Raw genomic sequence first — 13,551 nt, 5'->3', positions numbered from 1 at the left:
AAGTTCCGCACTCGAAGACAGAACATTATTGCATCGCGCTAAGGCCCCATCAGGGAGGAGAAACAATGCCCAAGCTTTCTTATTCTACTGTGTTTACCGCATCACTTCTGGCAACGACTGCAATGTCCGACCAATGCCCGACCGTGGCATCGCCCAGCGGCATCGCCCATCACGGACTTGATCAGGTGGAACTTTCGGCCTTTGAGGCGCAGACAGGAGACAGCCTTACTTTTCACGACAACCCTAATTTGGAGAAACTGGTAAATCGCGGCCCTCTGCCGCCTGTATCGGAACGTCTGCCTGCGGAGCCCTTGGTCATCCTGCCCTATGAAGATTGCGGGACCTATGGCGGCGAAATGCGCTACCTGGCGCGCAAGCTGGAATCGAATACGTCAGAGGGTCTGTCTTGGCGTCAGGTTCAGCTGGTACGGGTCGACGATGACCTGCGCACTATCAAGCCCGACGTCGCCAAATCGTGGGCGTGGAACCACGATTACACCGAAATTACCTTTACCCTGCGGAAGGGGCACAAGTGGTCGGATGGCACGCCCTTCACTGCACACGATGTCGCGTTCTGGCTGAACGACCTGATCAACAACGAAGAGCTCTATCCCACGACGCGCGCGCCTTGGAGTGTCGGATCTCGTGCGGAGGTAATCGATGAGGTGACGGTCAAGTTCGTTTTCGATGTCCCGCAACCGAATTTGCTGGAGCATCTGGTCACGCAGGGCCAATTCTATGCCGCCTTTGCGCCAAAACACGCGCTGATCCCTTTCCACGGGGATTTCGCCGAGGATGCGGATGCCAAGGCACAGGCCGCCGGGCATAACACATGGGCGGATTGGTTCCGGCTGCGCTGGGGCCACTGGATGGACCGCACGACGCATTCCGCGCTCGGGCTGGAGGTGCCGACGCTGGAAAGCCATATCATGGTCACCGCCCCGGAGGAGACGCACCGCGACTTTGTGCCAAACCCCTACTACCACCACGTTGACAGCGCGGGTCAGCAGCTGCCCTATGTCGACCGTCACCGGGAACGGTTCATCGACCCGAGCCTCTATGTGATCGAGATCATCAACGGCAACGTCGACCAGAAATCCCTGGGTCCGATCGAATCTTACTCGGCGCTCAAGGAAAACGAAGCCGGTGGCATCTACAAGGTAATCCTGCCTGAGGGGAACAAGGGACCCTATATCGCCTTCAACCAGACCCACCAGGACCCGGCCGTGCGCGCGATCTACGCCGACGTGCGGTTCCGCCAGGCGATGAGCATGGCAATCGACCGCGACGAGGTCAGCGAGACGCTGTTCCTGGGGCTGGGCACACCCGGCAGCGCCCTGCCTCATGGCACGCCCACCGAGAAGCCCGGCGACCAGATGCATTTTTCCGGGTTCGACCCCGAGGCCGCCGGCCAGCTGCTTGACGAGATGGGGATGAAGATGGGGCCGGACGGATTCCGCCTGCGCCCCGATGGCGAGCCCTTCTCGATCATCTGGGAGTATTCGACCCAGTTCACCGGCGCTCCGGACTTTCCGACGCTGGTTGCCGAGATGTGGCGCTCGGTCGGGATTGACACCCAACTGCGCGAGATCTCGTCGGTCGACCTGGGCGACAAGGGTCGTGCCAACGCGCTGGACATCACCATGATCTACGATCAGCCGACCTACCCGGTGCTGGCCGGCGGGGTCGACACCCTTGTCCCGCCGTTCCACATCAACGACCCGTTGATGGGCGTGCCGTGGATGGACTGGATCAACACGAACGGCTCCCAGGGCGAAGAGCCCCCGGCCTGGATCAATGATCTGGTCGCGCTCGGCCCGGAGATGGCAAGGGAAGCCCCCGGTTCCGAGGCCTGGAACGCCGCGCTCGACAAGATCACGGACATTCACCGCGAGCAGATGCCGATCATCGGGATCTTTTCATCGCTGCCGCGGGTCAGCGTGATCAACAAGGACCTGAAGAACGTGCCCGAAATCACGACCATCGGGAACACGTCCTACACCGGGTACCTTCAACCGTGGCGCGTGGATCAGTGGTATTACCCTGCTGATTGATCCCATGTGCTGACAAAGACCTGCTGGCGGTCCACAAGGTGGCACCGCCAACACCTGAAAACGCGAGGCAGCAGGGATAATGTTGTTTTTCCTATACAAAAGACTCCAGTCAGCAGTGGTGGTGCTCTTTGCATTCTCCTTTGTCGTCTTCTATCTGGTTCAACTTCCGCCGGGCGACTACGCTGACGCCTGGGCCGCGGCACGGGCCGCCGCAGGCGACCGGGTCACCCCCGACGAAGTCGAGAACATCCGTCAAACCTATGGCCTCGACCGCCCCTTCCTCGTGCAGTACGTCTCCTGGATCGGTAGCGTCCTGACCGGTGACCTGGGATATTCCTTCGAGTTCCAGAAGCCCGTTTCCCACGTGCTGTCCGAACGGCTTCCCCTGACCCTGGCGATTTCTTTCGGTGCCCTCTTTGTCGTGTATGCTGTGGGCATCCCGCTCGGTATCTACAGCGCGGTGCGGCGGCAATCGGTGGTCGATTATTCCGCAACCTTCATCGGCTATATCGGCCTCGCCACCCCGAATTTCCTGTTGGCCCTGATCCTGGTTTATTTTGGGCAGAGGTGGTTCGGCCTTTCCGCCGGTGGTGTCCTGTCGCCCGAATTCTTGGGCGAACCCTGGACCACTGCGAAAGTCGTCGATTTCCTGACACATCTGATCATCCCGGTCCTCGTTCTGGGTACGGCCGGTACCGCCGCTCAGGTGCGCACCATGCGATCCACCATGCTGGATGAGCTCAACCGGCCTTATGTGACTTCGGCCCGGGCTACGGGGCTGCCCATGCGCCGCGCCGTTCTTAAGTACCCAACGCGCGTTGCCCTGATCCCAATCGTGGCGACCATCGGATGGGAATTGACCAGCGTAATTTCTGGCGCGCCGATTGTCGGTATCGTGCTGTCCCTGCCAGATATGGGGCCGGTTTTCCTCCAATCACTCGTCAACCAGGATATGCCCTTGGCCGGATCGATCCTGCTGATCTACTACTTGCTCGTCGTGATTGGCACGCTCATCTCTGACCTGCTTTTGTTCGCACTGGACCCCCGGATCCGGCAAAGCGTGGAGAGCGCACGATGACCGCTATCGACATGAACCCGACCGAGCTGTCGCGACTCCAGCTGGCCAGGCGCGTTTTTCACGGCAATCGCCTCGCCTCGATCAGTCTGAAACTGTTTGCTCTGCTGATTGCCCTGGCGGTCTTCGCGGAATTCATCGCGCCCTATTCCCCACAAGAGCGCAACCGCGCTTACAGCGACGGCGCGCCGATGGGCATCACTTTCGTCAACGAGGAAGGAAGGCTGCAACCCTGGCCCCTAGTGCCGGCACGGATCACCAGCCGTGATCCAGTCACATTGAAACGCGTGGTGCGTACCGATGACACCGAACGTTGGAACCTTAAGTTCTTCGTACGCGGTTCGAACTATGAGCTTCTTGGCCTTTTCCAAAGCGATTTGCACCTGTTCGGTGTCTCCGGCGACGGATACCTGCACCTGTTCGGCACGGACCGCCTAGGCCGCGACATCTTTTCCCGAACCCTGTTTGCTTTCCGCACCAGCTTGTCTATCGGGGTTGCCGCGGTCCTCACGGCATTCGTCCTTGGGGTCGCGATCGGCGGTATGGCGGGCTATCTGCGCGGCTGGTTTGACACTGTCATCATGCGGATCATCGAATTTATTCAGTCGATCCCGACATTGCCCCTTTGGCTCACCGTTGCCGCCGCCGTGCCGCGCGACTGGACGGCGATGCAGGTCTATCTGGTAATGACCGTCATCCTCGCGCTGATCGGTTGGACGACGCTGGCGCGCAGGGTGCGATCGCGGGTGATTTCGATGCACACCGATGAGCACGTCCTCGCCGGCAAGCTGGCGGGATGTTCGTCAACGCGGCTTTTCCTGCGCCACATGTTGCCCGCCTTCACAGGATATCTGATCGTCGATCTCACCCTCGCATTTTCCACCATCATGATCGCGGAAACATCGCTGAGTTTCCTTGGCCTTGGCCTGCGGGAACCGGTGGTTAGCCTCGGAGTGATGCTTCTGCCCGCCCAGTCAATTTCCGCCATCATGCTCACGCCCTGGTATCTGATCCCCGGCCTGTTTGTCGTCGTGGTCGTACTGCTTCTGAACTTCATTGGCGACGGCGTCAGAGACGCAGCCGACCCAGCAAATTACTGACGCCATCATGACACACGTACTCAACATAAAAGACCTGACCATCTCGCTTGCGGGAAGGCCCGAATTCCAGTTGGTCAGCGACATCAACCTGACCATTGCCCGGGGAGAAACCGTGGCCCTTGTCGGCGAAAGCGGCTCGGGCAAGAGCATGACGTCGCTCGCCGTGCTAGGACTTCTGCCTCCATCGACGGCGATAAAAAGCGGAGAGATTGCATTCGCCTCCGAACAGTTCGGCCAGTTGGATCTATCGCAAGTACCTGCGCGTCGCATGAATAAGCTGCGCGGTCGCGAACTGGGCATGGTGTTCCAGGAACCGATGAGCGCCTTCTCGATGGTCCACAAGATCGGGGAACAGGTCGGGGAACCGTTGACACAGCACTTCCGGATGAAAAAACCGGCCGTCATGGCGAAGGCAGCGGAACTGTTGGACCAGGTCGGCATCCGTGAGCCAGAGATTGCCGTTGAACGTTATCCATTCGAGTTTTCAGGCGGCATGTTGCAACGTGCGATGATCGCCCGTGCCATCGCCTGCAGCCCGAAACTGATCATTGCGGACGAACCCACGACCGCGCTCGACGTGACAATCCAGGCGCAGGTCTTGAGGCTGTTGTCACAGGTGCAGGAAAGGGTCGGGGCAGGCATGCTTTTTGTCACCCATGACCTGGCCGTGGCCGCTCAGGTATCGGATCGCGTTCTGGTCATGCAGAACGGAAGGCTGGTGGAAGCCGGGACCACCCGCAGTACGCTGCGAAACCCGCGCCATGACTATACAAAAGCCCTGGTCGCGGCCGTGCCCCACATGGCCGTGCCGGGGCGCGTGGCGCGCGACGAAACCACGTCACACGATCCGATCCTGACGGTCCGCGACGTCGAGGTGAAATACCCCGGGGCCTCGTCCTTTACCGGCAAGAAGGCGTTTCCGAAACGCGTACTCTCGAATGTCTCCGTGACCATGCAGCGCGGCAGCATTATGGGGCTGGTCGGTGAAAGCGGGTCGGGCAAGACCACCTTGGCGCGTGCCGTCTTGGGATTGGTGCCCACCACGAAAGGTGAGATCGAGTTTCACCCTAGTCAGGGCGAGACCCAGACAATCACCGGCCTCCGACCGCGCGCTTTGAAGCAATATTGGTGCAAGGCGCAGATGGTGTTTCAAAACCCCTATGCATCGCTCAACCCCTGGCAGACGATCGAGGAGACACTGGTCGAACCGATTGTTCAGCACGGGTTGGCTCGCGGGGCCCAGGCCCGCGACCGGGCCCGCGCCATGCTGGAAAAATGCGAAATGCCGGGCGACGCGATGGGCCGTTTCCCGCATGCCTTCAGCGGCGGTCAGCGCCAGCGGATCGCCATTGCCCGCGCCCTTGTCGTCGCACCGGAACTCGTGGTCTGTGATGAGCCGTTTTCGGCGCTCGACGTGTCGACACAGGCGCGCATCATAGCTCTTCTGAAACAGCTCCGGGCGGAATTGGACCTGTCGATCCTGCTGATCTCCCACGACCTGGCCGTGACCTCCAGCCTGTGTGACGAAGTGGTGGTGATGGAGCACGGCAAGGTGGTCGAACACGGCAGAAGCCCGGAAATATTTGTGAGTCCCAAGGCCAGGTACACGGCCAACCTGATTGCTGCCGTGCCGCGGCTGAACCCCTACGAAACACCTGCAAGCGAGACTGCAAATTGAGCATCAGAAAGAAGAACATCCTGCTGATCTATGCCGACCAATGGCGTCACGATCAGTTCGGATCAAAACGATCTTACACACCCAACCTCGATGCCTTGGCACGAGAGGCGGTGTCCTTTCGTCAGCATTTCACGCAGGTTCTGCCCTGTGCGCCGTCGCGGGCGAGCCTGTTCACAGGGCTTTATGCCCAGACCCACCGCGTCCTCAAGAACCGCACGCCCTTGAACGCGCGGCACAAGACGATTGCACACTACCTGCGTGACAGCGGCTACGCACCGACGTTGTTCGGCTATACCGACACCACGCTGGACCCGCGTGAGTTTTCTGAGGGCGACCCGCGCCGAGGCCCCGGCTACCAACCGCTTCCCGGGTTCGAAGTCGGCTGTCACCAGCCCGACAACAATCCGCATGAATGGTTGGCCCACCTTCGCGCCGAGGGTGTTGAGTACACCGACCATTCTGATGTCTACGACCCGGACCGGACGCGCGCCAATGCTACCGGCGGCGCAGCGGGTTACCCTGCCAAGTACCGCGCCGAGGACAGCGATACGGCCTATCTGACTGATCGACTGATGAGCTGGCAACGCGAGCAGGCCGAGGGGTGGTGCGCGGCGCTGTGCTACCTCCGCCCGCACAACCCCACGATCGCGCCGGAACCATACAACAGTCTGGTCAATCCTGCGGACCTTGCCCCGCCGATCCGCGCCGAGGACGCCGCCGAGGAAGCCGCGGCGCATCCCTACCTGGCCCACCAGATCGCGCAGGGTGACGCGGGTGCCAGCGTGCATCAGGATTTGGCAGGGCGCATTGCCGAGGTTGACGAACAGGACTGGCGGTCGATCCGCGCCATCCACCTGGCCCTGATGGCAGAGATCGACGCGAACCTTGGACGCCTTTTCGATCAGCTGAAACAGACCGGACAATGGGAGGACACGCTGATCCTATTCTCCAGCGATCACGGCGAAATGATGTTCGACCATTACCTGTGTCAGCAGGCGTCCTGGCACGATCAATGTACCCATGTGCCGCTGATAATCCGCGCCCCGGGTGCACAGTTCCGCGCCAGCGCGGGCCATGCCGTCGAGGCGTTGAGCGAGGCGGTCGATACCATTCCAACGCTGCTCGACTGGCTGGGTTGCGAGGTGCCCGGTCACCTTGATGGCCGGTCGCTGCTGCCCTTCCTCAAGGGCGAAAGCCCCGCAGACTGGCGCGATCACGTGGTCTGGGAATTCACCTACCGCAACGCGGTGACGTCCGAATACCTGAGTGCGCACGGACTGGATGACGATGACTGCGTGATGACCGTGATCCGCGACAAGCGCTTCAAACATGCGTTCTTTCCCGGGTCCGACCCGGTGCTGATCGACCTCGAGAGCGATCAGCATGAGCTGCGCAACATCGCCTCGGACCCGGAATACGCCGCCGTGGAACGCAGATACCTTGCCCGGCAGATGCGCAACCGCATCCGGCACAGTGACAGAATCCTGCCGCCTCCGCCGGCACCGAAGTGAACAAAGGAAGATAGCTATGACCAAGATTGCATTTATCGGTGCCGGCAGCACCGTATTCGTCAAGAAGATTCTCGGTGACGTGATGCTGATGCCCGAACTGGGCCAACTCGACATCGCGCTGATGGATATCGACGAAGGGCGGCTGCGGACCTCGGAAATGGTGGCCAGCAAGATCGCGAAATCCGTCGGCGCGGATGCCCGTATCTCGGCGACGACAAATCGACAGGCGGCGCTGGAGGGAGCGCATTTCGTGATTGTGATGATCCAGGTCGGGGGCTATCGCCCGTCTACGGTGATCGACTTTGACGTGCCCGACAGAGTCGGCCTGCGCCAGACCATCGCCGACACGCTCGGGGCGGGCGGCATCATGCGAGGGCTGCGCACGGTTCCGGTGCTACTGGACATCGCAAATGACATGCGCCGCTACTGCCCGGATGCGCTGATGCTGCAATACGTCAACCCAATGGCGATCAACTGCTGGGCGCTGAGCCGCCTAGCACCCGACATCAAGGTCGTCGGGCTGTGCCACTCGGTTCAGAAAACCTCGGCCATGCTGGCCGAGCACCTCGGCAAGGACATTGCTGATATCCGCTTTGAATGCGCAGGCATCAACCACATGGCGTTCTTCACCCGGTTCGAGCTGCGCGACGCAACCGGGTACAAGGACCTCTACCCTGAGATGCAGGCCTTTGCCCATTCGGATGCGGTGCCCGACGATGAACGCGTGCGATATGATATCCTGCGGCGGTTTGGCTATTTCGTCACGGAATCGTCCGAGCATTTCTCGGAATATGTTCCGTGGTACATCAAGTCCAATGCGCCAGAGCTGATTGAAAGGTTCAATATCCCGCTGAACGACTATCCGCGCCGCTGTGAGAAACAGATCGCGCGCTGGGCCAACATGGAAAAAGACCTCATTGCCGCAGACACCATCGCGGTCGAGCAGAGCGAGGAATATGCCGGCCAGATCATCCGCGCGTCGGTCACAGGCGAGCCGGTGGTGATTCACGGCAACGTGCCCAACCGCAACCTGATCGACAACCTGCCCGCCGGTACCTGCGTCGAGGTGCCCTGTCTGGTCGATCGCAACGGGGTGCAGCCGATACGGGTAGGGGCCCTGCCCGCGCATCTTGCCGCGATGATGCTAACCAATATCGCGCCGCAGACCTGCGCGGTCGAGGCGCTGGTCTCAGGCAAACGCGAGTATATCCACCAGGCGCTGGCCCTCGATCCGCATACCGGCGCAGAGTTGTCCCTTGAGCAGATCTGGGCGCTGACCGACAGCCTTCTGGCGGCGCACGAAGGGTACTTGCCCCATGGGTGGAGCGAGGCAGAAAACTCGGCGCTGGCGGCTTCGGACACAGAAGGTCTGGTCGTGAATGCGTAGTCCCGCGCAACCACGGGCACTGGTATGCCATCGCGGCAGCACGCTGTTCGGGCCGGAGAATTCTCTGCGCTCGGCGGCGGGCTGTTTTCGAAACGGATACGACTACGTCGAGATTGATATCCAGACCTCGGCCGACGGGCAGCCGGTAATCCTGCATGACACCACGGTGGACCGGATGACCGACGGACAGGGCGCTGTGGCGGACATGCCTTTGGCTGAGTTGAAACGGCTTTGGCTCACCGATGCCTCCGGCGAGACGTCCGACGAACGCATTCCAACGCTAAACGAGATGCTCTCCATGGCCGGACCAGGATACGGGTTCATGGTCGAGATCAAGCAGGCCGATCCCGGGCTGGTGGCGGCAGCCGTAGATCGGTTTGGCCTGACACCCAGATGTTTTTTCTGGTCTTTTGATCCATCTGTATTGACCTGGCTCAAGAAAACCCATCCAGAACTGCGGTTAATGGTCCGGGCCCGAGACCATGCCTCGGTCGATCAGGCTTTGGCAGCCTATGCGGCTGATGTCATCGAGTTCGAAACGGATTTGCACGACCGCGTCCTTGCAGACGAGGCACGTAACGCCGGGGCCAGTCCCATGGTCTATGCCCAATACGGTACCGATCAGGAGGTCTACACACTGAACTCCTGGGGCATCGATCTGATAAACACCGACCGGCCCGACAGATTTGTTAGTCGTGGAGACCCGATGTGACTCCCGAGATTCGCAGTGAAATGGCGGCCGAAATCACTTGTGCTGCTGGACGCCTCGCCAGGGCCTATTTCGCCGACCTTGGAAATCTTTGCGTGTCCCGCAAGGGTCACCAGGATTTCGTCAGCGCCGCCGACCACGCGGTGGAACTGCTCATGCGCGAGCGTTTGCGCTCTGAATTTCCAGACGACGCGGTGATCGGTGAAGAACACGACCCGATCGAAGGCACGTCTGGCTTCACCTGGGTGATTGACCCAATCGACGGCACGACGAACTTCGTCTCGGGCATTCCGGCCTGGACGGTGGTGCTGGCTGGAGTTCAGGACGGCAGAACGGTTTGCGGCGTGATCTACGACCCCTGTCACGACGAGCTGTTTGTTGCGATGGAGGGGAAAGGTGCTTGGATGAACCGAGAGATTTTACAGATCGGTAGAGGAACGGATCTCCTCAGTGGCAGCCTTGGACTTGGATATTCGAACCGTCGCGATGCACGCGGCGTTGTTCGTCTCATCGAATTGCTCCTGGCACGGGGCGGCGTATTCGTCCGCAACGCGTCCGGGGCTCTGTCCCTAGCTTATGTCGCCTCCGGGCGCTTTCTTGGCTACATCGAAGAACATATGAATGCTTGGGATTGCTTGGCTGGGCAGTTATTGATCTCTGAAGCGGGCGGTCGGATCGAACATCAAAGCACGGCTGATATATTAAGAGATGGCGGCCGGATAGTTGTAGCCGCGCCGGGCGTTTTTGAAGAGGTTCAAAAATTGGCTGACTCGGCGTTCAAGGATAAATGATGCAGCGGGGCAGTTGAGGCTGGGATGGTCACATCGATATGTCGGTACAATGATTGACGCGGGCGATCTGCATCCTTGCCTGCGGTGTGTCCGGCGCAGCCGCTAGGATAAAGCGATGTTTCTTTCACCCGGGGACCAGACCGGCCAATTTCGCGCCATTCGACGCGTGCCCACGGTGATGCCGCGATCCCATTGGCACATGCACCTTGAAATCGTGTTTTGTGCCGGCACTCCCATCACATATGAAATGACCAGTGACATGATCGCGGTGGATACCGGGCAAGTCGCGGTCTTCTGGGCGGCCTTTCCGCATCGTGTCGCGGAAAGCGACATCCACGGTGAGGTCTATGTGGTCAATATCCCACTGGAAAGCGCGTTCCAGTGGAATTTCCCGGTCCAACAGATATCCGACTACTTGGAAGGACAAGCCAAGGTCGCATTTCCTCCTGAGAACTATGGAAAATCGACCTTCCATCGATGGTTCAAGGACATCAACTCTGGAGAGGACGAACTCCTGCAAATCGTTCAGCTCGAGCTGCTTTCCTTTATCCGACGGTTGGATTTCGAGGCGAGCGATAACACCGAGTCGTACGGCTACAAACGCTCGGCATCGCGGCAGTTCGGCGAACTGATGCGTCGGGTGATCGAACAGATGCAACAGGATGATGGTGCCAACGTGTCGGTCCAATCTATCTCCGATGCGCTAGGCATGAATCCCAAATACCTGACCACAAAATTCAAATCCAATACCGGTGTCACACTGGGGTCCTACATCCGGCGCTCCAAGGTGGCTGCCGCACGGGCTCTTCTGCTTGATACCGACTTGAGCGCAACCCAGATCGCGCATGAGGCTGGATTTGGCTCCCTCAGCCAGTTTTATTCGGTGATGAAGGCGGAGACCAGCCTTACTCCGAGCCAGATCAGGAGCCGTAGCTAAGGGTTTGTAACCATCCGGCAAACCCGGCGCGGTTCATCTGGACTTCCTTACGTCGCTGCCGTGGGTTTAGGGCTCTCGCGGGGCCCACTTCACGACAAGATAGCCAATCTGATTCCTCCCTCTCTTCCGTAGACCACTCAACAGTTCATGAAGGACCTGATAATCCGCAGGTTCTTTCGCTGCTTTAGGTGGATCAGCGTCTCTGACATCGCCAAGTCAGTATTTGTCAGGGCGATCTTGATCAGCCTTGGGTCGCTGCCGAATTCAGCTTCAGATACGAAACCAATGCCGAGTCCGGATCCTACGATCTCAAGCATCGCTTCGCGCCCCTCAGCGACCACAGTCGGCACGAGGGTGATACCTTTTTGTAAAGCCTCCCTGTCCAGCTTCTGTCGGGTTTTCGAGCCCTTTTCGCGCAGGATCAGCGGGTATCTCTTCAGATCCGAAAGCCGGATCTGATCGATCCGGTCGCTCAGAAATGCCTTGGCCGCCACCGCCACGATCGCCGAATTGCCCAAGCTTACCATGTGCATGTCGGAGCCTGGGTCTTGGCTACCCACGACCCCGATCTCTGCGTCATAGTTTCTCAGGCTTTCCACCACGTCCTCACTGTTTCCGGTCAGCACCGAGATGGAGACCTCTGGGTATTTCTCTCGAAACCGCACCAGGCGGTCGGTGAGGTGAAAGGCGCTATCCACCATGATCCTGAGATGACCCTTCAGCGCCGCCCGGCGTTCCGAGAGCAGGTCATTTATGCGTTCCTCGACTTCGAATAGCTGTTTTGTTGTCAACAACAGCTGCTCGGCCAGAGGTGTCAGGGTGATCTGCTTGCGTTCGCGGTTGAAGAGCAGGACGTCGTGATCGCTCTCGAGCTTGCGCACTTGTTCCGACACCGCCGGTTGGGTGAGCGAGAGGCGTTCGGCGGCGCGGGAAAAGCCGCCGCTCACCGCGACATAATGGAATGCCCTGATCTGGCTGTAATTCACTCGCTGACCTTCCCTATGATGTACGCCCTTGTTATATAGGGTCAGCCTTTTATACCATTGCTATTAACAATTTTTCAAATACTTCGGCCGGACATAGACCTTGTGAGAAACATCGTCAGATCAAGGAACCTGTCATGTGTACTGCCGTGGCGAAGATAAATGCACCCAAGCTGGGCGAGCCATATCTGCTCACGCCCGGGCCGTTGACGACGTCTTTCGAAGTCAAGGAGGCTATGCTTCGCGACTGGGGCAGCTGGGATGACGATTTCCGGGCCATGACCCGCGAGATGCGTAGCCGGTTGCTCGCGCTGCTCGGAGAGGAGCGGGCGGAGTACGACTGCGTGCCTATCCAGGGCTCTGGGTCCTACTGCGTCGAGGCGATGCTGGGGTCTTTCGTTCCTGAGGACGGCAAGGTGCTGGTTCTTGCGAACGGTGCCTACGGTCTGCGGGCGGCCCAGACGATGGAGTACCTAGGCCGGGATTTTCACTTGGTCAACAAGGGCGACTACCTGCCGCCGCGCGGTGATGAGGTCACCGCGATTCTGAAGCGGGATCCGGACATCACGCATGTGTTGATCATCCACTGTGAAACCAGCTCCGGCATTCTGAACCCGGTCGAAGAGTTGGCCGACGCTGCGCATGCCGCGGGACGCAAGGTGCTGATCGACAGCATGTCCGCCTTCGGTGCCGTGCCGCTGGATACCTCGCGCGTCAAATACACGTCAATGGTCAGTTCGGCCAACAAGTGCATCGAGGGTGTCCCGGGCTTCGGCTTCGTGATTGCCCGCAAAGACGAGATCGAAGCCGCCAAGGGCAACAGTCATTCGCTTTCTCTGGACGTATATGCGCAATGGGCGACGATGGAGAAGACCGGTCAGTGGCGATTCACCCCGCCTACCCATGTGGTCGCGGCCTTTCTCAAGGCGCTTGAGGCGCATCGCGAGGAGGGCGGCGTTGAAGGTCGCGGCGCGCGCTATACCCTCAACCGCGACGTGCTGGTCGAAGGCATGCGCCGGATCGGGTTCGAGACCCTTCTGGTCGACCGCTGGCTCAGCCCGATCATCGTGACATTCTTTTGTCCGGCAGATCCGAAATTCGATTTCGTGCGCTTTTACCAGAGTATGAAGGACAAGGGCTTCATCATCTATCCCGGCAAGCTGACCGTGGTGGACAGTTTCCGCGTCGGCTGTATCGGGCAAATGGACGAGCATGTCATGCGCCAGGTCGTGACCGCCGCGAAGCAGACGCTCGAGGAAATGGGCGTGGCGACCGCGGCCCCGTCGCAGGCCGCGCTGGATGAGCGCAAGAAACTCGCAGCATAGT

11 protein-coding genes are annotated in these 13,551 nt (G+C 59.7%); 10 read left to right on the top strand and 1 reads right to left on the bottom strand.

Going from position 1 to position 13,551, the window contains the following annotated elements; genetic code table 11:
• Positions 1-65 precede the first annotated feature (65 nt).
• The 9 genes from DMZ65_RS16360 to DMZ65_RS16320 all read left to right on the top strand — a co-directional run bounded on the left by DMZ65_RS16360 (position 66) and on the right by DMZ65_RS16320 (position 11,242).
• The gene (locus DMZ65_RS16360) at positions 66-2,054 is read left to right on the top strand and encodes an ABC transporter substrate-binding protein (RefSeq protein WP_157960661.1); all 1,989 of its coding nucleotides are present in this window, start codon (positions 66-68) and stop codon (positions 2,052-2,054) included.
• A 79-nt stretch (positions 2,055-2,133) separates the two neighbouring features.
• Positions 2,134-3,132 carry an ABC transporter permease gene (locus DMZ65_RS16355; RefSeq protein WP_084355002.1) on the top strand — a complete coding sequence of 333 codons (999 nt, stop codon included), beginning with the start codon at positions 2,134-2,136 and terminating at the stop codon, positions 3,130-3,132.
• Complete coding sequence (locus DMZ65_RS16350) at positions 3,129-4,229, top strand: ABC transporter permease (protein ID WP_084355003.1); 1,101 nt, start codon at positions 3,129-3,131, stop codon at positions 4,227-4,229. The genes DMZ65_RS16355 and DMZ65_RS16350 overlap by 4 nt, the downstream gene beginning before the upstream one ends.
• Before the next feature lie 7 nt (positions 4,230-4,236).
• Complete coding sequence (locus DMZ65_RS16345) at positions 4,237-5,907, top strand: dipeptide ABC transporter ATP-binding protein (RefSeq protein ID WP_084355004.1); 1,671 nt, start codon at positions 4,237-4,239, stop codon at positions 5,905-5,907.
• Positions 5,904-7,418: a sulfatase-like hydrolase/transferase gene (locus DMZ65_RS16340; protein WP_157960660.1), complete on the top strand. Its 1,515-nt coding sequence runs from the start codon at positions 5,904-5,906 to the stop codon at positions 7,416-7,418. The genes DMZ65_RS16345 and DMZ65_RS16340 overlap by 4 nt, the downstream gene beginning before the upstream one ends.
• A 16-nt stretch (positions 7,419-7,434) precedes the next feature.
• Complete coding sequence (locus DMZ65_RS16335) at positions 7,435-8,805, top strand: alpha-glucosidase/alpha-galactosidase (RefSeq protein WP_084355006.1); 1,371 nt, start codon at positions 7,435-7,437, stop codon at positions 8,803-8,805.
• Complete coding sequence (locus tag DMZ65_RS16330; protein WP_084355007.1) at positions 8,798-9,517, top strand: glycerophosphodiester phosphodiesterase; 720 nt, start codon at positions 8,798-8,800, stop codon at positions 9,515-9,517. Before DMZ65_RS16335 ends, DMZ65_RS16330 begins: the two co-directional genes overlap by 8 nt.
• A complete protein-coding gene (locus DMZ65_RS16325) occupies positions 9,514-10,305 on the top strand; it encodes an inositol monophosphatase family protein (protein ID WP_328588534.1) in 792 nt (263 codons plus the stop codon). The genes DMZ65_RS16330 and DMZ65_RS16325 overlap by 4 nt, the downstream gene beginning before the upstream one ends.
• Before the next feature lie 115 nt (positions 10,306-10,420).
• Positions 10,421-11,242, top strand: a complete 822-nt coding sequence (locus DMZ65_RS16320; RefSeq protein WP_084355009.1) for a helix-turn-helix domain-containing protein — start codon at positions 10,421-10,423, stop codon at positions 11,240-11,242.
• Positions 11,243-11,379: 137 nt separating this feature from the next.
• Here the strand turns inward: DMZ65_RS16320 and DMZ65_RS16315 are convergent, their stop codons facing one another.
• Positions 11,380-12,228 (bottom strand): LysR substrate-binding domain-containing protein, encoded by an 849-nt coding sequence (locus DMZ65_RS16315; RefSeq protein ID WP_084355010.1) that lies wholly within the window; start codon positions 12,226-12,228, stop codon positions 11,380-11,382.
• Between the two features lie 134 nt (positions 12,229-12,362).
• Here DMZ65_RS16315 and DMZ65_RS16310 point away from each other — a divergent pair, with 134 nt between their 5' ends.
• Complete coding sequence (locus DMZ65_RS16310) at positions 12,363-13,550, top strand: 2-aminoethylphosphonate--pyruvate transaminase (protein WP_084355011.1); 1,188 nt, start codon at positions 12,363-12,365, stop codon at positions 13,548-13,550.
• Position 13,551 lies beyond the last annotated feature (1 nt).

Origin of the sequence: Primorskyibacter marinus (genome assembly GCF_003313245.1) — a bacterium.
GTDB lineage: Bacteria > Pseudomonadota > Alphaproteobacteria > Rhodobacterales > Rhodobacteraceae > Primorskyibacter > Primorskyibacter marinus.
Note: the sequence above shows the minus strand (reverse complement) of the source record. Positions and strands in the feature narration are given on the sequence as shown.

What these genes read in the sequence shown, in the direction of transcription:
- DMZ65_RS16360 (WP_157960661.1), top strand. Translation starts at nt 66, where the DNA reads ATGCCCAAGCTTTCTTATTCTACTGTGTTTACCGCATCACTTCTGGCA.
- DMZ65_RS16355 (WP_084355002.1), top strand. Translation starts at nt 2,134, where the DNA reads ATGTTGTTTTTCCTATACAAAAGACTCCAGTCAGCAGTGGTGGTGCTC.
- DMZ65_RS16350 (WP_084355003.1), top strand. Translation starts at nt 3,129, where the DNA reads ATGACCGCTATCGACATGAACCCGACCGAGCTGTCGCGACTCCAGCTG.
- DMZ65_RS16345 (WP_084355004.1), top strand. Translation starts at nt 4,237, where the DNA reads ATGACACACGTACTCAACATAAAAGACCTGACCATCTCGCTTGCGGGA.
- DMZ65_RS16335 (WP_084355006.1), top strand. Translation starts at nt 7,435, where the DNA reads ATGACCAAGATTGCATTTATCGGTGCCGGCAGCACCGTATTCGTCAAG.
- DMZ65_RS16330 (WP_084355007.1), top strand. Translation starts at nt 8,798, where the DNA reads ATGCGTAGTCCCGCGCAACCACGGGCACTGGTATGCCATCGCGGCAGC.
- DMZ65_RS16320 (WP_084355009.1), top strand. Translation starts at nt 10,421, where the DNA reads ATGTTTCTTTCACCCGGGGACCAGACCGGCCAATTTCGCGCCATTCGA.
- DMZ65_RS16310 (WP_084355011.1), top strand. Translation starts at nt 12,363, where the DNA reads ATGTGTACTGCCGTGGCGAAGATAAATGCACCCAAGCTGGGCGAGCCA.